Origin of the sequence: Burkholderia singularis (assembly GCF_001718875.1) — a bacterium.
GTDB classification, from domain to species: Bacteria; Pseudomonadota; Gammaproteobacteria; order Burkholderiales; family Burkholderiaceae; genus Burkholderia; species Burkholderia singularis.
This window is the reverse complement of record NZ_CP013449.1, coordinates 673,571-694,690: the sequence shown is the minus strand read 5'-3', so window position 1 is coordinate 694,690 and position 21,120 is coordinate 673,571. Positions and strand designations below refer to the sequence as shown.

Genomic DNA, 21,120 nt, shown 5'->3' with positions numbered 1-21,120 from the left:
AGCGAAATAACAGGCTTACAGCGCGCCGTGCCGCGGCGGCAGTGTGTCGTTGACGAGATAGTCGGCGATCGCGATGTATTTCCAGCGCACCGGATCGTGCAGCGTATGCGTGCGTGCATTGCGCCAATGCCGATCGAGCGCGTGCTCGGCAAGCACGCCCGACGTACCGGCAAGTTCCAGCAGCCGCGATGACGCAGCGAGCGCGACTTCGGTCGTCGCGGCGCGCGCCTTCGCGACCGCGATCGAGGCGGCCGCAACCGTGCGCTCGTTCGGATCGTCAATCGATGCGTCCACGCGCAGGCCCGCTCGTTCGGTCAACGCTTCGGCCGCATCGAGTTCGACTGCGAGCTTGCCGAAGATTTCGAGCGTAAGCGGATCATCGCTCGCCCGTTCGACATGCGCATCCACCCACGGCCGCGCGCGCTCGCGCACGAAGCAGCGCGCATCGGCAAACGCCGCACGTGCAATACCAAGATCGACAGCCGCGTGGATCAATTGACCGAGCGGGCCGACGGGCGTCGGTTTGTCGAACGCCGCGCCGTAAGGCACGACTGCCGATGCGTCGACATACACGTTGTCGATCCGCGTCGAGCCGCTGCCCGTCGTGCGCTGGCCGAAGCCGCTCCAGTCATCGTCGACCGACAGTCCCGGCGCACTCGCCGGCGCAAATGCGACATACAGCACGCCGTTGCGGTCCTTCGCGACGATCGGAATCCAGTGAGCGAACAACGCCCCCGTCGAATAGAATTTTTGTCCGTTGAGCCTGAAACCAGGGCCGTCGGGCTCGATCGTCGTCCGATAATCACGCACGGTTTTCGTGCCGCGTTCGGACAGCGCGTTACCGAAACGCTCGCCTGCCAGCGCACGTTCGAAATAGAAGCGTTGTTGCTCGCGCGTGCCGTTCACGCGCAGCACTTCGAGCATGTAGAAGTGATTTTGTGGAATCTGGCCGATCGCCGGATCGGCGGCCGATACGATCGCTGTCACTTCAGCGAGCGTCGTCGCGGATACCGCCGCGCCGCCGAACTCGCGCGGCACGGCTATGCCCCAGAGCCCCGTCGCCGAATAGGCGTCGAGCTCGTCGTAAGGCAACCTGCGCGTGCGATCGCGCTGCGCAGCTCCTTCGGCGATTCGCGCGGCATACTCGCGCGCGACGTCGAGCGCCTGCCGATCATCGGCGATGCGGCGCGCGACCGCTGGTGCCGGCCCACTGCTCGGTTGGACAATCGCGTTCATCAGATCAATTCCACGGGTGGCGTGCAGGCTTGACGCCGTTCAGGTAGTAGTTGCCGACCAGGTGATATTTCCAGCGCACCGGATCGTGCAGCGTATGGGTGCGCGCGTTGCGCCAGTGGCGATCGAGACCGTGCTCTGCAAGCGTCGCGGCCGTGCCGGCCAGTTCGAGCAACTTCTCGCTTGCAAGCAGCGCGATCTCGGTGGTCAGCACCTTTGCCTCGCCCACCGCGACCGATGCGCGCGCAACGTCGTCCTCGGTTATCGCGGGCTGCGCCGAAATGGCGTCGAGCGTGCGCGCCGCGCGTTCCAGCAGCGCATCGGCCGCATGAAGCTGAATCACGAGCCGCCCTGTTTCCCGCACCGTCAACGGATCGTCGCTCGCACGCTCGACGCCGCTGTCGATCCACGGACGCGAGCGCTCGCGAACGAAGCGCAGCGTATCGTCAAGCGCCGCATGCGCGATACCCGCGTCGATTGCCGCCTGGATGATTTGCGAAACGGGACCGTTCAACGTCGGCAGATCCGATACGCGATGCGCCGGAAAGACATGCGACGCGGGCACGCTCACGTCGTCGAGCTGCACAGTGCCGCTTGCCGTCGTGCGCTGGCCGAATCCCGACCAGTCGTCGATCACGGAAAGCCCCGGCGTGCCCTTCGGAATATAAGCGAGCCAGCCCTTACGGTTCTCGTCGAGCGCAAGCACGGGCACATAGTGAGCGAACAGCGCACCGGTCGAATAGAATTTCGTGCCGCTCACGCGATAGCGGTCGCCGTCGCGCGTGATCCTCGTCTTCAAGTCGAGCACGTGTTTGGTGCCCTTCTCGGAGAAGCCGTTGCCGAAACGTTTTCCCTTCAGGATCTCGCCGAAGAAGAAACGCTTCTGCTCGTCGGTGCCCGTCAGGGCGATCACGTCGACAAGACCGAAATGGTTCTGCGGCAATTGGCCAAGCGACGGGTCCGCCGCCGAGATGATCTTCACGACTTCGGTGAGCGTCACATACGACGCACCCGCGCCGCCGTAGGCTTTCGGCACCGTGATGCCCCATAGGCCCGCTTGCGAAAACCAATCGACTTCCGCATACGGCAGCCGGCGGTCACGATCGCGCTCGATCGCGCCCTCGGCGAGCCGTTGCGCGAGTTCGCGCGCGACCTCGAGCGCCTGCGCATCGCTCGCGATGACGCGCGCAACGCCAAGCTGATCCGATGCCGCATCACGCACATCGCCGGGCGTCTCCAATGTTGCTGACATCTGGCTTCTCCATTGTCTGGAACAATGGATCAATCTAACAACGCCGCGCCTCGGCACAAACCGATGGTTTCTGGAAACGATATTCCCGCGTCTGCAAAATGCGCCGCGCATCCGCGCGAACAGACCGAGATCACGCCACTCCCGCCGTCGTGAATCGACCCCGCTCGCGGATTCGGCGCGTCACGCGCGATGTAAGCGGCTGCGATGCATGCCTCCGCGTGCACGCATCGCGCTCGGCGAACCCGATACCCCGACGCTAGCGCGTGGATCGCACGCTGCCGATCCGAAACGTGAACGCGAGCGCACACACGAGCAGCCCGCCTTTAATGAAATCCTGCATATAGTATGGCGCGTTCAGCATCGTGAGTCCGTTCAACAGCACGCCGACGAACACCGCGCCGAGCACGGTGCCCGCGACGTTCGGACGTTTCGCGCCCCACACCGCATAGCCGATCAGCGATGCCGCCACCGCATCGAGCAGCAGCGAATGGCCGGCGCTCGCGTCGCCGCGGCCGACCCGCGCGGCAATCAACACACCGCCGAGCGACGCGATCGCTCCCGACGCCGCATAGGCGGCGATCCGATAACGCGCGGTCGGCGCACCCGCCAGCCGCGCGGCTGTCTCGTTGCCGCCGATCGCATACAGCACGCGGCCAAACCGCGTCGCCTCCATCACGACACATGCGAGGAGTGTGACGACAGCCACCACGATCACCGGCAACGGCACGACGTCCAGCACGCGCAGCCGTCCGAGTGCAACAAACGCCTGCGGAAAGCTGCCTGTCGCCTCAGTGCCGTCGGGCAGGATTGCACCCGTTGCGAGCGAACGGCCGCCCGTCGGAATCAGTTGCAACCCCGCGAGCAAAAACAGCGTGCCGAGCGTCGCAAGCTGATCCGGCACGCGCAAGCGCGTGATCAGGATTCCGTTGAACACGCCCGCACCGACGCCGAGCGCGACGCACGCGCCAACCGCTGCCGCAGCGCCGCCGTGCCAGACGATCAGCACATAGCTCGCGGCCATCTGCGCACATGCCGCGACACTGCCGACCGACAGATCGAAGCCGCCTGCCGCCAGCGTGATCGTCACGCCGATGCCGAGCAACGCGACGATCGATACCGCCTGCAAGATGCTGAACAGATTGTCGATTGCGACAAACGCGGGCTCGCGCGCCGCGAAGCCGGCCACGAGTGCGGCGAGCACGAGTACGATGCCAACGCGCTCGATGCGCTCGCGCGCGACGGCGATCCAAGGTTGGGCACGCTCTGCCGCCGATCGCTGCGCGGGTGCCGCCACAACCTCGGCGGGCGTGGAGTTTTTCATACGGACGAAGCCTCCGGTTCAGCGAATCGGAATTGAATATCGAGTGTGCCGCGATCGAACGGCAACACGCGGTCGGCAATGGCATAGGCGTCGTCGAGATCGCTAACGAACACGAGCGTCGCGCGTGCAGCCGCTTCATTGCGCAACAGCGCGATCAACTCGGCGCGCGCGCCGACATCGATACCCTGGAACGGTTCGTCGAGCAGCAGCAGCCGCGCCGGCGCGAGATGCCAGCGCGCAATTGCGGCCTTCTGCTGATTGCCGCCCGACAAATGCGTCAAGCGGTCGTCAGGCCCCATGCAACGAATGCCGAAGCGCGCAATCGCATCGAGCGCAACCTGCCGCTCGCGCGCCGCGCTCACGAAACCGAATGGAAACCAGCGAGACAGAAACGGCAACGACAATGTGCCCGCAAGCGTCGCGAACGGCACGCTGTCCGGAAACAGCGACGTGCGCCAACGATCCTCGGCCACGAGAAACACATTCGCACGAATCGCGTGCGCGGGCGAACGTGGACGCCACGGCATACCATCCAACCTCATCGAGCCGGCCGCGAGGCGCTCCGCGCCGAATACCGCGCGCGCGAAACGCGATTTGCCGCCGCCGACCGGCCCGGTAATCGCAACGATCTCGCCGCGCCGTACATCGAGATCGAACGGCTCGCTGTCCTCCGAAAGCCGAATGCCGCGCGCACTGAAACACTGCACGGCCGGATTCGAACAGGTTCCACCCGTCATTGCAGCCGGGAATGAAACGCTGCCGGTGTGGTGTGTACACAGCGGCACCGAATCCGGATATGCGGCAGTTAACGCGGTAACCGTTACAGCATCAACAGATTCGACATCGGCAAAAAAGACGGCATCTGCCGGATCAGCACGGGCAGGCGGTGCCTCGTCCGAAGCCGCAATCGATCCGGTGGAACGCGCAACGATTGCAGTCGATACGGATGTAAGCTCAGGTGCGGCGCTTCCAGCACATTCCGCCTCGACCACATGCACATGATCCGCACCCGGTGTCACCGCTGCCTTCACCGCACGCGAGCCGCCCGGCACCCGCCGCCCGATCATTGCTTCGTGCGCCGAATCAAAATCGAATGGTGTAACCTGCGTCGATACGATACGGCCGTCTCGCAGAACAACGATGCGATCGGCAATACGCCGCAGATCGCCGGTGCGATGTGACACGAGCAGAATTGCAACGCCATCGGCACGCAGCGCGTCGACGAGCGTCAACAAACGCTCGGCGTCTGCCGCGCCGAGGCTGGCAGTCGGTTCGTCGAGGATCAACAGCGCAGGCTGCGCAGCAAGCGCACGTGCGATCACGACAAGTTGCTGCGCGGCGAGCGAAAGCGTACCGAGCGGCGCGCGCAGATCCATGCGGTCGACCTGAAGGCCCACCCGGCGCGCAAGCGGCAGCGCGGCCGCGACACGCGACGCGGGCGTCGCGAGCCAGCGCGACTTGGAATCGCACAGCGTATCGAGCAGCAGATTGTCGGCAATCGACAGCGAAGGCGCGACCGCGTCGGCAACCGATTGATGAACCGTTGCAACGCCCGCGCGCTTGGCCGCATACGGCGAAGCCGGCGCGTAGCGCGCGCCGCGCAGCGTAAGCGTGCCGGCGTCGGGTGCGAGCACGCCGCTGACGATCTTCACGAGCGTCGATTTGCCCGCACCGTTTGCGCCCATCAGCGCAACCGCCTCGCCCGCGCGCAGCGACAAATCGACGCAATCGAGCGCGGCAGTCGCGCCGAAGCGCTTCGCAACCGCACGTGCGGCGAAAACGGTTTCAGACATCGTTGAGCATTGCGTGGCAAGCTTTATCGAACCAAGTCGCGATCGTAGCGAGCAAGCGCGCATTCGAGAACCAAGGGTTCGTCATATCGATAGTCGAAGGAATGGACATAAACTGTTGCACGTCATACGCTTGTGTTCCGCCCCGATCCATCTAGACTGGATAGCTGACCGAACAAATTTCGAAAGGAGACGAAATATGCGCCTCACCATTCGAATCAGCGGCAACAGTACTTCCGCACAGCCGTCTTTCGCGGTTCTGTGGCTCGATACCGACGAACATCTGTGGTCGCGCGAAGCGCATCAGGGTATCGATCTGCCGACGTGGGGCAAGGTGACGGATGTCGCGGGTGCGGTTGCGCTGTGCTCCGCCGACAGCGGCGAAGCGCTGTGCCGGCTGCAAGGGCTGTCGCTCTCCGGCCTGCAACCATCGACGCAAGAGCAGGAACACGGCGCAGCAGTGCTCGACAAACAATCGCTTCGCGGCGCATGGCGATTACAAGCAATCGATACGGAGTCCATTCGCCCGGAAAACCGGGAGTTCACCGTCGTCACCCGCTGAGAGCATGAAATATGCAACGCAGGCAGGCAATCAAATGAAAGCCGCCGAGACAATGGTCGACGGAATCTTCAGTGAAGCAAAGTAACGCAGCCACGCGGGCCAGTACCAGCCGGTACGCTTACGTAATCGGCTTGGCGAGATGCGAGCGGTCGTATGGCGGATCATAAGAATCAGGCCAAAATTCGACGATGCGCGCAATCTTCGCGTGCTCGATCGTAAAAAACGAGATTGCCCGCGCACGCTGAACGCCGTCGGTTACGGACACATCGGACACCGCTTCACGCGCGTCGCCGATCACGCGATTGAGCGTGAACTTCCACGGGCCATGCGCGGGATATTCGCGATTCAATGTTGCAAAATCCGCCGCACCGCAAATTCGCTCGTTCGATTGCGGCCACTCGAGTACGAAATCGTCGGCAAGCACGGCTGCGACCGAGCGAAAATCATTCGTTTGCATCAAACGCCAAAATGCGCGCACGACATCCACCGCCAATCGTTCGTCGTCCCGATCAGTGCTCATCTGCGAAATCACCCCGTGGTACCGCCGCCATTGCGCCGTCGCAATTGACCCACGTCGCGCAACGGCGGCGCGCCGAACAACCTGCTGTATTCCCGGCTGAACTGCGACGGACTCTCGTACCCGACCCGCAACGCGATCGAGCCGACATCGCCGCCCTGCGCGAGCAGCAACCGACGCGCCTCATGCAGCCGCAGTTGCTTCTGATATTGCAACGGGCTGAGCGTCGTCACATGCTTGAAATGATGGTGCAGTGACGACACGCTCATGTTCACCTGCTGCGCGAGCGTCTCGATCCGAAGCGGCTGCGCATAATGGGTTCGAATCCATTCGATCGCGCGCGCGATCCGATACGTCTGGCTACCCGCGATCGCGATATGCCGCAGTCGCGCGCCCAGTTCGCTGGTCAACAGCCGGTACAGCAATTCCTTTTCGATCAGCGGCGCGAGAATCGGGATATCGCCCGGAGTATCGAGCAATCGGACGAGCCTGAGCGCCGCGTCGAAAAGAGGCTCGGACAATGCGCCGACGACGATCCCCTCACCGGCCGGCAGCGCATCCGGCGCAGGCATTTGCATCTCGGCCGCCAACTCGGCGATGCGCTGCAAGTCGAGCGCGACTGACACGCACAGATATGGCGCGTCGACGGATGCGCGCGTGACCTGCGACAGCATCGGCAAATCGACCGACGTAACGAGGCAATGCTGCGGATCGTATTCGTACACATGTCCGGCGACCGTCACCCGCTTTGCCCCCTGCGCGGCAAACACGAACGAAGCGCGCGGCACGCTGCAACCGAGATCGACGGGCGATGAAAAGCGATGGAACGACAGTGCGGAAATCGCCGTCTGATGCGCGCCGTCCACTGGCGCGAAACGCACGACGCGCGCGGCCAACTCGCGGCGCGCGTCGTGCAACGCCGACGATTGTGCTAACGCAGAGGCGCCAGAGGCGATGCGTGAAGGCGCTTCGACCGTATCGAGCCGCGAATTCATCGTCAATACACCTTCAATGAGACAGCATGGGAAGCATTCCGGCTCCGATCGTAACAGGCGAAGACTCAAGCCGCGCAGCGCCCTCGCGCCGAGCCGGCAATTTGCAGGATTGTTCAATATTTTTGCAGAATCGTATATACACGCGCCAGCAGCCCATCCGTCACACTGCCGGCTGTTACCCGGCGCCAAGTCCGGGGATGCCCTCCCACGGAGAAAGTCCATGTCTACGACGTTTGTGCTGAACGGCAAGAATCTGACGCTGGACGCCGATCCCGCGATGCCGCTGCTCTGGGCGATACGCGAACGCGCCGGGCTCACCGGCACGAAATTCGGCTGCGGCGCCGCACAATGCGGCGCCTGCACGGTTCACCTCGAAGGCCAAGCGGTACGCTCGTGCGTACTGCCGCTTGCCGCTGTCGCCGGCAAACGGGTGACGACGATCGAAGGGCTGTCGGGCAAGCCCGCGCAAGCTGTCCAGGCGGCGTGGGTCAAGCTCCAAGTGCCGCAGTGCGGCTACTGCCAGTCTGGGCAAATCATGTCGGCGACGGCGCTCCTCGAGCAGAATGCCGCGCCGACCGATGCCGACATCGACGCCGCAATGAACGGCAACCTCTGCCGCTGCGCAACCTATACTCGCATTCGCGCCGCCATTCACGAAGCCGCGTCCGCGCTGAAGGCCTGAAAACGATGACGAACCATCTCGATCTACCCGAAACAGACGCGGTGCGCGCGTCCCGCCGCACGTTTCTGAAAGCCGCCGGCGCGATAGCAGCCGCCGGTCTGACGATCGGCTTCGAATGGCCCGACGCGAGCCGGGCGGCACAAGCCGCTGCATCGCCCTGTGCCGACGCATTCACACCCAATGCATTTCTGCGCATCGCACCGGACAACAGCGTCACCGTAATCGCTAAGCACGTCGAAATGGGCCAAGGCGCGTACACCGGCATCGCGACGATCGTCGCCGAGGAACTCGATGCGAACTGGCGCGACGTGCGCGTCGAAAGCGCGCCGGCCGATGCCGAGCGCTACGCGAACTTACAGTGGGGCAAATTGCAGGGCACGGGCGGCAGTTCCGCGATGGCGAATTCGTGGATGCAATTGCGCGAAGCGGGCGCCAAGGCGCGCGCGATGCTCATGTCGGCGGCAGCCGCGCGATGGCGCGTACCGGTTGCCGAGCTGAGCACGCGCGACGGCGTGGTCGGTCACGCCGCAAGCGGGCGCAGCGCGACTTACGGCGCGCTTGCGAACGCTGCAGCCGAGTTGCCGGTGCCGGACAAGGTCGCACTGAAATCACCGGCCGATTTCCGCTTGATCGGCAAACCGGTGCCTCGCGTCGATGCCGCCGCGAAATCCAACGGCACCGCGCAATTCACGATCGACGTCGCGCAGCCGGGCATGTTGGTCGCACTACTGCAGCGCCCGCCGCTATTCGGCGCGACCGTGAAGTCATTCGATGCGTCGGCGGCGAAGGCCGTGCCCGGCGTCACGTCGGTCGTTCAGGTGCCGCGCGGCGTCGCCGTCGTCGCGACAGGCTTCTGGGCCGCAAAACAAGGCCGCGACGCGCTGCAAATCGAATGGGATGACGCACACGCCGAAAAACGCAGTTCCGACACAATCATGCGTGAATACCGGCAACTGGCGGAGCGTGCAGGCGCCTCCGCCCGCCGTGATGGCAACGTGAACTCGGCGCTTGCAGAGGCGGCAAAGCGGATCTCGGCATCCTACGAATTCCCGTTTCTCGCCCATGCACCGATGGAGCCGCTCGACGCGGTCGTCAAGCTGACAGCCGATCGCTGCGAAATCTGGGCGGGCGATCAGTTCCAGACGATCGATCAGGAGAACGCCGCACGCGCGGCGGGGCTCGCCCCGAAGCAGGTGTTCATCCACACGCTGTACGCCGGCGGCAGCTTCGGGCGGCGCGCGAACCCGGCGTCCGACTACATCGTCGAGGCGGTGTCGATCGCAAAAGCGCTTGGCGCGAACGGCACGCCCATCAAGCTGCAATGGACCCGCGAGGACGATCTCCATGGCGGACGCTACCGGCCGATGTACTTCCATAAGCTCGACGCGGGGTTGAGCGCGGACGGCAAACTCGTCGGCTGGCGGCACCGGATCGTCGGTCAATCGATCGTCGCCGGCACGCCTTTCGCCGCGGGCTTGGTGAAAAACGGCATCGATGCGACCTCGGTGGAAGGCGCGTCGAACCTGCCATATGCCATTCCAAACATATCAGTGGAACTGACGACCACTCAAACAGGCGTTCCGGTGCTATGGTGGCGCGTCGTCGGCAGCTCGCACACCGCCTATGCGGTCGAGGCGTTCATCGATGAAGCCGCGCATGCGGCGGGCAAGGATCCATACCATTTCCGGCGCGATATGCTCGCGCATGAGCCGCGAATGCGCGCGGTGCTCGATCTCGCCGCGGAAAAAGCCGGCTGGGATTCGGCCACGCCACTGCCTAAAGGACGCGGGCGCGGAATCGCGGTCGCCGAGGCGTTTAAGAGCTACGTCGCACAGGTCGCCGAGGTGTCGGTCGACGAGCAAGGCGCGGTGAAGGTCGAGCGGATCGTTTGCGCGGTTGATTGCGGAACCGCGATCAATCCGGACGTGATCGCGGCACAGATGGAGGGCGGCATCGGCTTCGGGCTCGGCGCGGCGTTGAAAGGCGCGATCACGCTAAAGGATGGCAAGGTCGAGCAGAATAACTTCGACGGCTATCAGGTGTTGAGGATCGCCGAGATGCCGAAAGTCGAAGTGTATATCGTGCCGTCAGGCGAAGCACCGACCGGCGTTGGCGAACCGGGCGTCGCGCCGGTTGGGCCGGCCGTTGCGAATGCGATCTTCTCGGCAACCGGCAAGCGAACGTACACGCTGCCGCTGTCGGCGCCGGACCAGCACGGCAGCGTATAAACATAAACCGCAAACGCATTCCCGCATCGCGGGCCTGACCGCCCGCGCCGCCGCGCCCACCACCCGGGCGCGGCGTCTACGCGTCTACGCGTCTACGCGTTTTCGCCCTTCAAACCGGCCCCATTTGAGGCCCGGCGGTTATCTCCACCGCACGGTTGCCCTAAGAAAGTCGCGCATTGCAACCGCTCCTCTATCCGATCCGAGCCGCCCGCCCTGCTGCGGCCAGGCAGCTTCGCCTCGAATCCAACTTTTTTAAGTTCCATAAAAAAAAGTTTGACGTTCGCTTTTTGCAGAACTAACGTACCGAAAGGAAGACGCAATGAACCTTGGATTCATACGTCATGTTCATTACACCAAGAAACGACCGAGGGCCGATCGAGCGTTTCAAACAAAGGAGCGAAAAGACCCACCGATTTCACGACGTGTCTTCGCGATTTCCCGCACAGATTTCCCAATTAGATTGACGTCGGCTTGACAGGCCAGGTTTGGTTTTTTTCACCAATTAATTAGAAAGCCTAATTAATTGAGCGTATAGGGCCGCCTGTCGTCAGCTCGACGTTTATTCGACGGACCGGCACGCGCCAATGCCGGGATGACGTGCAGGCCGTTTCACGCGTCGAATCAATATGCCGACCAAGCACATCAATTCAGCAGTGCCGGCTGATATGTCCCATTGCATCACATCGCAGATGAAGCCCGAGTCGCTCACGCAATTCGTTCTTTTCTCAGGAGGCAATATGAAGAAGCTGTATCGCATTGCTTGTGCATCAATCATTGCAACAGCCTGTGCCAGCGCATTTGCCCAAGCTGCCGACAAACAGGCCGCCGTCGATCGCGCGCTTGCGCTGATTCAAGCCAATCCATCGATCTTCCAACTCGCGCCAAGCCGAGTGGCACGGACAGCAAAAGCGCTCGATATCAACGCGACCAGCAGCGCTGACACGATTTCCGGCGCAGCCACGGATCAATTCAAGGTCCGCGATGTCATCGTGGATCAGAACGGGGCGGAGCACGTTCGATTCGACCGGTTTTACGGCGGATTACCAGTGATAGGCGCAGACGTCGTCGTGCATTCGAAGCAAGGTCAATTGCAGCAGCCGAGCACGACGCTGAACGCCCCAATAAACCTGGCTAATCTAGTCCCCAGTCAAAAAGCGCTTTCGAGCACATCCGACATCGGCGCGGCCGCTGCGGAAAAAATTGCGGCAGCCCAGTTCGCGACGCGCGTCGATCATACCGGCAGCCCCGTCAAAGTAATCTATGCACGCAATACCGCGCCCGTTCTCGCCTATCAGGTAGACGTGTATGGTCCTTCCACGCGCGACCATTCGTCGGTGATGCGCTATTCGATAGATGCGCGCACCGGCCGCGTATTGGAAACCGAAAGCCTGATACAGCAAAGCGCCGCAACGGGTATCGGGCGGTCATATTATTACGGTGACGTCACGTTGACGACCGATCAGACCTCCGCGAACGGCTATCGGATGCTGGACCCCAAACGTGGCAATGGGTCCGTGCATGACGGCGCCGATCTTCAGGATTACGTTGTCGTGTCCCAGGCGGACAGTCTTCCGATCTACACCAGTACCACCAATACATGGGGAACCTACAATACAAGCAATCGCCAGACGGTTGCTGCCGATATCGATTATGGACTGGCAATTACTTGGGACTACTATAAAAATACCCATGGCCGCTCCGGCGTTGCGAATGATGGAAACGGCGTGAGAAGCTATGCTCACGTGCTGTTCGGCGACGATGGAGCCAATGCTTCATGGTATTCGGGCGTCATGCTGTACGGAGACGGCGGCCCGTCGCTCGGTAACCAGCCGGTGGTAACGCTAGACGTGGCGGGACATGAAATGACCCACGGCGTCACTCAAAACACCGCGCGGCTTTCATACAACTACCGCGATTCCGGCGGGCTCAATGAATCGACTTCCGATATTTTCGGGACGTTGGTTAAGTTCTATGCAAACAATCCGAACGATCCGGGAAACTACGTCATAGGCGCGTCGTTAATGCCAGGCGGCTTGCGTAAGATGTACAAGCAGGATTTGGATAATCGCTCGTCCAGTTGTTATCCGAGCGGCGGGTTCACCAACACGAATCCGCACCTTTCTTCGGGAGTCGGCAACCGATTCTTTTATCTGCTTGCCGAAGGAGCGACGGTTCCCTCCACCGATCCGTCGCTATCCAAGAGTCAGCTCGTATGCAACGGCGACACATCGCTTACCGGAATCGGACGCGATAAGGCGGGGAAAATCTGGTATCGAACGCTGTCGGTCTATCTGACATCCGGTTCGACCTATCCCAACGCCCGGGCAGCGTCAATTCGAGCAGCAAGCGATTTGTACGGAGCCGCTTCCATTGAAGCGCAGACCGTGGCGAAGGCGTGGGACGCGGTCAACGTCCGGTAATCGGGCGGCGGGTTTCGCCTTATGCGCCGGGCTGCGTCGAGCGGCCCGGTTCGCGTAACGCGGTTTCTCCGATGAACGCTGTCCTGCATCGCGCCGAAACTGCGGCTCGCCTCGCCGATCGACGCTTTGCGCTCTCAGTGTCCCAGGCCGACCGCCGCCCATGTTACGGCGATATCCGCGCAAACGTAACACCAACGTTCCCGTGCTACGTAACACACCTTCAACCCACTTCAAATTGTGACGCCGCCCGTGCAATCGCACACGGCTCATCCACGAAAAAAACACTTTATATTCAATCAACTATATCGTCACACCATTTCTTTCAAAGAGTTTGCCTGTTGCGTTGCGCAAGCTGGCCCGCCAATTGCAGTAATCCCCTCAGCCATTCGCCACTCAACCGCGAATTACGAGGACCATCATGGACTGCAAGCACCTGCACATCGACAACATCAAGATCAACTTTGTTCGGCGCAACATCGAGATCGGCGGCGAGCCGATCAACATGACCCCACGCGAATTCGACGTCGTCGAATTTCTACTCGACAACATGAACAAGGTTGTGTCGCGCCAGGCGATTCAGGAAGCAGTATGGGGGCGGGAACTTGCCGTATCGTCGCGCACGCTGGACACGCACATCTCACGCATCCGCTCGAAGCTCGGTCTCGATCATGACAAGAACATGCGCATCATCCCGATTTATTCGATCGGCTATCGGCTCGTACTGTTCGGGGCAGCGACGACTTACGTCGAACCGCACGATGAACCGCCTGCACCCGAGTTGCCCGCCTTGCCGGCGGCGTCGAGTATGCAAGACTTGTCCGGCACATCGGGCGTAGCCGGCCTGGCATCGCTGTCTCGCTTGCCTACGCCCCCGAGCCCGCCGGCGGTGCGCAGCAGCACGATCGACTCCCGCGATTACAGCGTCGAGTTACGCTAACGCATTTACTGCGTCGCACGCATGTGCGCAAGCGGCGCGGCTGGAAGCCGCGCCGCAGGATTTCCCGCAGATTGCCTTCTTGAACGAGCAATGCCGCATGATGAGACGTCACAAATTCCGCAGTCGGTAAAATTGCCATGCCCCTGCACACTCACCGACGAGTTTTTATGGATTTATAACGCCCGTCATTCAATCTCTGGGAATGATCTGCAAAGGATATGCACCGCCAGTCCCGGGAAGGAGTGCAATCATGCCATATCCTTCGGAAACAGCATCATATAATTGCCAAGTCAAGCTGGTGCCGTGATAAAAGATGTTCCCTGGATAATTAGGATGGGGACCAATTCTAAACGTTGAATTGACTGCAGGCACCGTATCTAATGGTTTGAGGCCCCATGGATTATCGCCGCCACGTTTGAATATGGTCAAATATGTTCCATATTTGACCGACTTCACCGCCTTTATTAGCGGCGATCCTTCCTGAGTCTCCACCTGCCACCAGTAGGCGGAATTGTTGAGACCAGTCAATTTACCAATTATTTCCGGCGACATCGCCATCAGCACCCCGGGTTCGCTATTGCTAACGCCGGTGCCGAGATACCATCCATTAACCGATCCGGCCAAGTACACCACGCCATACGGCTCACTGTCAGCGGCTATCGTTCTAACTGGCGCTTTATCTTGGTCATTACCGTCTGTGCTCATGGAAACCTCGCGAAGGCAAAAAGGTTGGTTCGCCTGCGTTATGCCGGGATATCCGGCATGCATTCAGAGCGTACATGCCACCAATTCGCCAGCGTACCTCCTACTGTTTCGGGGTAACGAGCAAAAGATACGGCAACACGATATTACCGCGACATGTCGCGATATTCGCCATATAGCACCTGCTCGCAAGCAACAAGCCTAATCGGGCGCCGGATGCCAGCAGCCCACATCACGTGATTCTGCCAACCAGGTAGCAACGTCGCCCGGCAAATCCAGGACACGCCAAGCCTGAGAAACCATTTGCAGGACGAATTAACTCGGCAAACATTTTTTCAATACATCATAGGAATCACTGCCCGCCACAATCCGAACTTAATGTGCCGCGCCGGACATTTCAAGAAACAGCGCGAAACCGCGGCCGCGCCAGACGCTTCTTCAGATTCCCAGCAAGCACTCTCCACTGTCAGCCCCCGTGCGCATCGAGCCAAGCCTGAAACATCAGCACCGTCCATAGTGGATGCTGGCAATTCATCCGCCCTGCAAGATGCTGCCGCCACTGGCGCTCGATGTGTGCCGCATCAAAGAAGCCCTCCGCACGCAGTCGCGCCGGTTCGAGAAGCGCCGCGGCCCAGTCGCGCAACTCGCCGCGCAGCCAGTCGCCGACCGGCGCACAAAAGCCCTGCTTGGGCCGGTCGATCAGCTGGCGCGGCACGTACCGGTACAACAAGCGGCGCAATAGCCACTTCTGTTGCCCGTCCGGCACCTTCAGCGCGGCAGGCACACGCCACGCGAACTCCACCACGCGATGGTCGAGATACGGCATGCGCGTCTCGAGGCTCATCGCCATCGCGGCACGGTCGACTTTTGCGAGAATATCGGTCGGCAAATATGTGAGCGCATCGACCATCATCGCCTGTTCGGCAAACGTGAGGCCCGCAGGCCATGCGTCCGGCGCGTCGAGCAGCGTATGCGGCTCACGGCCAGTCAGCACGAGCCGCTCGGGATGATGCACAACCGACATCAGTAGCCGATAGAGCCCAGCTCGGCTGTTCGCCGTCATCACGTTGGCAAGCTTGTGCAACCGATCGCCGACGCGCGGCGTGGCGGAGCCCCATGCACTCAGCACAAACGCGGCAATCTGATCCGCGTGATTGGGCCGCAGCGCATGCAGCGCGGCGGCGATTTGCGCGCGCATCGCCGTCGGCACACGCCTTAGCTTTTTCCAAAGGCACTGCGTCAAGAAATAGCGGGGATAGCCGCCGAACAGTTCGTCGCCGCCGTCGCCGGACAGACTCACCTTGACGTGCCGCCGCGTCATCTCGCAGACAAGCAGCGTCGGGATCTGCGATGCGTCCGCAAACGGTTCGTCATAGACGTCGGGCAGCTTCGGCACGAGATCGAGTGCGTGGGCCGGCGTCACGTACAACTCGGTATGGTCGGTACCGAGATGATGCGCGACAGCCTTCGCATAACCGGCCTCGTCATAGCCCGCCTCATGAAAGCCGACCGTAAATGTGCGCACCGGCCGCGCAGATTGCGCCTGCATCAGCGCGACAACTGCCGACGAATCGACGCCGCCCGACAAGAACGCGCCAAGCGGCGCGTCGGCCTCCATCTGCTGCGCGACCGCGAGGCGCAGCACTGCATCGAGCTGATCCACGACCGCGTCGGCATCGCCTTCGACCAAGTTCACCTGACCTGCGCTGACCGTCTGCTCGAGAGACCAATAGCACCGCGCGGTCGGCTCCTGCGCTGCATCTTCGAACTGCACGTAGGTGCCGGGCGGCAGCTTGCGGATCGCCGTATAGATCGTATGCGGTGCAGGTATGCTCGCGTAGCGCAAATATAAACACAATGCGTCGCGATCGATCGCTCGCGCGTCGAAGCCCGGGTAGCGGCGCAGCGCCTTGAGTTCCGAGCCGAACACCAGCGCACCGCCGATGCGGCCGTAATAAAGCGGTTTCTCACCGATCCGGTCACGCGCTAACGTCAGCACGCCAGCGTCGCGGTTCCACAGCGCGAGCGCAAACATGCCGGCCGCTTTTTTCAGCGTGCGGTCGATTCCCCAGGTTTCGAATGCGGCAAGCAATACTTCGCTATCCGAATTACCCCGCCAGTTTGGCGCATGAGCGGATGCATCGAGTTCGCGACGCAATTCGCGAAAGTTGTAGATCTCGCCGTTGAAGGTCATCACGTAGCGGCCGCAAGCCGACACCATGGGCTGATGACCGTTCGATGTCAGATCGACGATCGACAGCCGCCGATGGCCGAATGCGACACCGGCCGCGGTATCAAACCATGCGCCCGCATCGTCGGGACCGCGATGAGCGAGACTGTCTGTCATTCGGGCGAGCACCTCGCCCGCTGTCTGCCGGCTGCATGCCTCTGGACGCCAGAAACCCGTGATTCCGCACATGGCGAGCATCCCCGTTTGAAGTCGATCGGCGACGCGGCGCAACGGGACGCAGCGCCGTGCGTCCACAAATTATTACGGAGAAAATATTCGCGAATTATTCGCGCTTGTGTGCCGGATTCTTTTTTTAAAGAAAAATAACTCGAAAAAAACGCCGGATTGCCCGGCGCTTTTTCATCGATTGATGGAGATTGCCAATCGATACGAGTCGATATCCACCATTGTTCGATTTCCTGCTATAGGCGCAACGACATGCGTGGCGACCGCGCCGGCGCTCGTCTCGCAAGTAAGCAAGCAAGCGCCGGAAACGCTCGATACCCGGCATCACCCGCCGTACAGATCGAGCAGCTTGAGCGTCACGCCGTTGGTCCAGCCGAATCCATCCTGCAGAGGATATTCGCCGCCGCCGCCACCACCCGAGCCCGCTCCTTCGACGATATATTTCTCGACGAGCTTGCCTTGCGACGCATAGACGTTTTTCACGTCGGCAAGAAAACGCGTGCCGATATCGTTCGCGAGCGCAGTCTCGCCATAACGCTTGAGGCCAACGAGCGCGATCCAATGCAACGGCGCCCAACCGTTCGGCGCGTCCCACTGCTGCGCCGTGTTGTAGGCCGTCGTCGCGAGGCCGCCTGGCTGCAGCAGCGTCTTTTTGACATTGCTGGCGGTTCGCTTCGCGCGGTCAGGCCATGCGACACCGGCGAACAGCGGATACAGCGCCGCGGCCGACAGGTTGTCGCGCGGCTTGCCGAGCTTCCAGTCATAGTCGCCGTAATAACCTTTATCGTTCCACAGATATCGGTTGATCGCGAGCGCGCGCTTCGTCGCGCGGCCGGTGAATTCGACGACGCAGCGCATGTCGCGCGCCACTGCACAGCCTTTGATGATGGTCGTCTCCAGATTGAACATCAGGCTGTTCAGATCGACCGGCACAATCGCTGTCGTGCGAATCGTCGCAAGCGTCTTGCTGTCTGCAAACCAGCGCGAGCTGAAATCCCAACCGCTTTCGGCCGCCGCGCGCAGGTCGCGCCACACTTCGGCCGCGGGCCGCCCGCTCGCCTGCTGCGCGGTCTGCACGTCCTCGAGATACGATTCGTCGCGCGGCGTATCCCGTTCGTCCCAATAGCGGTTCAGCACCGAGCCGTCCGGCATCTTGACGACGTTGCGCGTGGCCGAACCGCGTGCCGTCGAGCGCTCGCCCTGCATCCAGTACGCATATTCCTTGCGCAACGCCGGCAGGTACTTCTGATAGACGCGCTCACCCTCGACCTTCGCCGCAAGCGCCACCATGTATGCGAAGAAAGGCGGCTGCGAGCGGCTCACGTAATACGTGCGATTGCCATTCGGCACGTGGCCGACGGTATCGATCAAATAAGCGAAGTTGTCGAGCATGTCGTCGACGAGATCTTCGTGGCCGGACTCCTGCAAGCCGAGCATCGTGAAATAGGTGTCCCAATAGTAACCTTCACGGAAACGTCCGCCCGGCACCACATAGGGTTTTGGCAGCGCAATCAGCGAACTGTATTGCGGCACGGTCTCCGTCGTGCGCGTGAGCTTCGGCCATAGCCAATCGATATGCTCGCGCAGCGTCTGATTTGCCGGCGGCGTCACCGACTGATCGGTCGGCGGCGTGAAATATTTCGAAACAAACGCTTGCAGCGAGAAGCCCGGCGTGCCCTTTTGCTGTTGATAGAGCTGGACAATCGTCGCGGGATCGGTGTTCGGCGTCGAATCGACGAAGGTTTTCTGGTCCGGGAAGATTTGCGCGGTTTGCACCGCAACAAAAAGATCGCCATAAAGCACGCTCGGCGGCGGCAGAATCGTCGCGGCCGGTGCCGAAGCGGTGAGCGCTGCAGCAGATGCCGGCGCGGGCAGCGAATCGGCATGCGCAAGCGTGCCCGTGCAACCGATGCCGGCTGACGCAACGAGCGCAGCCCACACGGGCGCGCTCAACAAGCGGCGATACAGCGGATTTTCGACATGAAGCGGAAAACGCCGTGATGTGACCATGTCTGCTCCTATTCTGATAATGAACGGCGATATGGTCTCCTGTCCCGCAGCCCCCTGCAGGCGCGGCTGGTTTATCTATCGGATGCCGCGGCGCGCAGCTTCGCATGAAAATCCGCGGTCTAGCAAGCGGATCCGTCGATGCGGCGCGCAAACGGCCATGTAGCGCACATAGCGCACGCAGCGCCGCATATGCGTCTTTTCGAGATCGCAGCTACCGCGCCGGCGGGTTCGGAAATTCACGAGCGCGAAGCGGCCGGGAACGGCGCGGCTTCTTTTGCCCACTTGCCGCAATGCGTGCCGAAGAGTCGTTGTGCGCGCAAGCATGACGGACCAATCGATGCAATAATGGAATCTTTATCGCGCATTGTTCCCATGCCGCTCGCCATTCACGCTTTCATTGCACCGCTGATCGTTGCTTGCGCGTTGTTCATGGAAAGCGTGGATGCCAATATCATCGTCACGGCACTGCCCGCGATGGCGCGCGACTTCGGTCACAATCCCGTCACACTGAACATTGCGATCACGACTTACGTCGTCGGCCTCGGCGTGTTTATTCCGATCTGCGGCTGGCTCGCGGACCGCTTCGGCGCACGCGCAGTATTCCGTACCGCGATCGGCATCTTCGTCGTCGGTTCGTTGATGTGCGCGGCTTCGTTCAATCTCGAGTTGTTCACATTTGCACGCTTCGTGCAAGGCGTGGGCGGCGCGATGATGGTGCCCGTCGGGCGCATCATCATCTTCCGCGCGATACCGCGCTCGGAACTTGTGCGCGCGATGAACTATCTGAGCGTGCCCGCGCTGTTCGGGCCGGTCGCCGGCCCATTGCTCGGCGGATTCATCACGACCTACCTGCACTGGCGGCTGATCTTCTTCATCAACGTACCGGTCGGCCTCATCGGCATCTATCTCGCGAACAAGCACATTGCCAACACGCATGAGCCGGACCCCGGCCCGCTCGATTGGCTGGGCTTCCTGCTGTCCGCCACAGGTGCCGCGCTGCTGCTGATGGGCCTCACGCTCATCGACGGTGCGCTCACGTCGCGCGGCGCCGCGCTCGCGATGAGCGCGGCGGGCGCGGCGTTGCTGGGTCTCTACGTGCTGTATGCGCGGCGAGCCAAACGCCCGCTTCTCGATCTGCGCTTCCTGCGCATTCCTACCTATCACGCGAGCGTCGTCGGCGGTTCGCTGTTTCGAATCGGGCTCGGCGCCGTGCCGTTCCTGCTACCGCTCGCGCTCCAGGAAGGGCTCGGAATGAGCGCATTTCATTCAGGCGCGATCACGTGCGCATCGGCGGTGGGCGGCGCGTTCACGCGAGTCATCGCATCGCGCACACTCAAACGCTTCGGATTCCGCACCGTATTGATGTATAACGCAGCGCTGTCGGGCCTTGCGATCGCCGCATACGGAACGTTCCACCCAGGCATGCCGGTATGGGCAATCTGGCTCGTCGTGCTGATCGGCGGACTGTTCCCCGCACTGCAGTTCACGAGCCTCAATTCGATGATTTACGCGGAAATCCCGTCACGCGATGCGGCTCGCGCGACGAGCCTCGGCAGCGTCGTCCAGCAAATGTCGCTCGGCCTCGGCGTGACCGTCGCTGGGCTCGTGCTGCATGCGTCGCATTGGATACAAGGCCATGAGACGATCGTCTGGTCCGATTTCTGGCCAGCGTTCGTGGTGGTTGGCCTCTGCTCGTTCGCATCGATTCCGATCACGCGCCGGCTCGCGCCGAATGCCGGGGATGAAGTCGCGCGCGGCAAGCGGGGTTGACGCCGTCCGTGACGAATGTTCGCGACAGTTAGTCCACGGTACGAGACACGACATACGCCGTTCGCGCACCAGCGGGCCGCCCTGACAGGGCTCACGTTCAGAATCTCGTCAGACTAAATGAAGTAAAAGACCGTTGACGCCGCTAAAAAAATCAGCGGACATCCACTCGGGGCCGGCTTTAAGCCGCATGGATGTCCGCTTCAACGGCTCCGGACGTCTCGACGGGGGTTGAGACATCCGGACTTGCTTCCTGCGTGCCATAGAAATATCGTGCGTCGGAAGCAA

15 protein-coding genes are annotated in these 21,120 nt (G+C 61.7%); 6 read left to right on the top strand and 9 right to left on the bottom strand.

Annotated features, from left to right (window positions below):
- Positions 1-15: 15 nt before the first annotated feature.
- From AQ611_RS19000 to AQ611_RS26425, 4 genes are all read right to left on the bottom strand, one after another.
- On the bottom strand, positions 16-1,236 hold the full coding sequence (locus AQ611_RS19000) for an SfnB family sulfur acquisition oxidoreductase (RefSeq protein ID WP_069235674.1): 1,221 nt from the start codon (positions 1,234-1,236) through the stop codon (positions 16-18).
- A 4-nt stretch (positions 1,237-1,240) separates the two neighbouring features.
- Positions 1,241-2,485, bottom strand: a complete 1,245-nt coding sequence (locus AQ611_RS18995; RefSeq protein WP_069235673.1) for an SfnB family sulfur acquisition oxidoreductase — start codon at positions 2,483-2,485, stop codon at positions 1,241-1,243.
- Positions 2,486-2,741: 256 nt separating this feature from the next.
- Complete coding sequence (locus tag AQ611_RS18990; protein ID WP_069235672.1) at positions 2,742-3,806, bottom strand: ABC transporter permease; 1,065 nt, start codon at positions 3,804-3,806, stop codon at positions 2,742-2,744.
- Entirely contained in the window at positions 3,803-5,599 is a 1,797-nt protein-coding gene (locus tag AQ611_RS26425; RefSeq protein WP_083237454.1) for a sugar ABC transporter ATP-binding protein, read from the bottom strand. Before AQ611_RS26425 ends, AQ611_RS18990 begins: the two co-directional genes overlap by 4 nt.
- Before the next feature lie 196 nt (positions 5,600-5,795).
- Here AQ611_RS26425 and AQ611_RS18975 point away from each other — a divergent pair, with 196 nt between their 5' ends.
- A complete protein-coding gene (locus AQ611_RS18975; RefSeq protein WP_069235671.1) occupies positions 5,796-6,158 on the top strand; it encodes a DUF3564 family protein in 363 nt (120 codons plus the stop codon).
- Between the two features lie 118 nt (positions 6,159-6,276).
- On the opposite strand, the gene AQ611_RS18970 is transcribed toward AQ611_RS18975, so the two are convergent.
- Positions 6,277-6,678, bottom strand: coding sequence for a nuclear transport factor 2 family protein (locus AQ611_RS18970; protein WP_069236397.1), 402 nt, complete (start codon positions 6,676-6,678; stop codon positions 6,277-6,279).
- An 8-nt stretch (positions 6,679-6,686) separates the two neighbouring features.
- Positions 6,687-7,670, bottom strand: coding sequence for an AraC family transcriptional regulator (locus tag AQ611_RS18965; protein WP_069235670.1), 984 nt, complete (start codon positions 7,668-7,670; stop codon positions 6,687-6,689).
- A gap of 220 nt (positions 7,671-7,890) precedes the next feature.
- Between AQ611_RS18965 and AQ611_RS18960 the strand changes: the two genes are divergently transcribed.
- From AQ611_RS18960 to AQ611_RS25720, 4 genes are all read left to right on the top strand, one after another.
- Positions 7,891-8,352 carry a (2Fe-2S)-binding protein gene (locus AQ611_RS18960; RefSeq protein ID WP_069235669.1) on the top strand — a complete coding sequence of 154 codons (462 nt, stop codon included), beginning with the start codon at positions 7,891-7,893 and terminating at the stop codon, positions 8,350-8,352.
- A 5-nt stretch (positions 8,353-8,357) separates the two neighbouring features.
- Positions 8,358-10,580, top strand: coding sequence for a xanthine dehydrogenase family protein molybdopterin-binding subunit (locus AQ611_RS18955; RefSeq protein ID WP_069235668.1), 2,223 nt, complete (start codon positions 8,358-8,360; stop codon positions 10,578-10,580).
- A 737-nt stretch (positions 10,581-11,317) separates the two neighbouring features.
- Positions 11,318-13,000, top strand: coding sequence for a M4 family metallopeptidase (locus AQ611_RS18950; RefSeq protein WP_069236396.1), 1,683 nt, complete (start codon positions 11,318-11,320; stop codon positions 12,998-13,000).
- Between the two features lie 418 nt (positions 13,001-13,418).
- The gene (locus AQ611_RS25720) at positions 13,419-13,937 is read left to right on the top strand and encodes a winged helix-turn-helix domain-containing protein (protein WP_231936067.1); all 519 of its coding nucleotides are present in this window, start codon (positions 13,419-13,421) and stop codon (positions 13,935-13,937) included.
- 189 nt (positions 13,938-14,126) lie between these two features.
- On the opposite strand, the gene AQ611_RS25715 is transcribed toward AQ611_RS25720, so the two are convergent.
- The 3 genes from AQ611_RS25715 to treA all read right to left on the bottom strand — a co-directional run bounded on the left by AQ611_RS25715 (position 14,127) and on the right by treA (position 19,065).
- Positions 14,127-14,642, bottom strand: coding sequence for a hypothetical protein (locus tag AQ611_RS25715; RefSeq protein WP_146011726.1), 516 nt, complete (start codon positions 14,640-14,642; stop codon positions 14,127-14,129).
- A 463-nt stretch (positions 14,643-15,105) separates the two neighbouring features.
- The gene (gene asnB / locus AQ611_RS18940) at positions 15,106-17,058 is read right to left on the bottom strand and encodes an asparagine synthase (glutamine-hydrolyzing) (protein ID WP_069236395.1); all 1,953 of its coding nucleotides are present in this window, start codon (positions 17,056-17,058) and stop codon (positions 15,106-15,108) included.
- A 321-nt stretch (positions 17,059-17,379) separates the two neighbouring features.
- The gene (gene treA, locus AQ611_RS18935; protein ID WP_059514692.1) at positions 17,380-19,065 is read right to left on the bottom strand and encodes an alpha,alpha-trehalase TreA; all 1,686 of its coding nucleotides are present in this window, start codon (positions 19,063-19,065) and stop codon (positions 17,380-17,382) included.
- 372 nt (positions 19,066-19,437) lie between these two features.
- Here treA and AQ611_RS18925 point away from each other — a divergent pair, with 372 nt between their 5' ends.
- Positions 19,438-20,835, top strand: coding sequence for an MFS transporter (locus AQ611_RS18925; protein WP_069235666.1), 1,398 nt, complete (start codon positions 19,438-19,440; stop codon positions 20,833-20,835).
- Positions 20,836-21,120 lie beyond the last annotated feature (285 nt).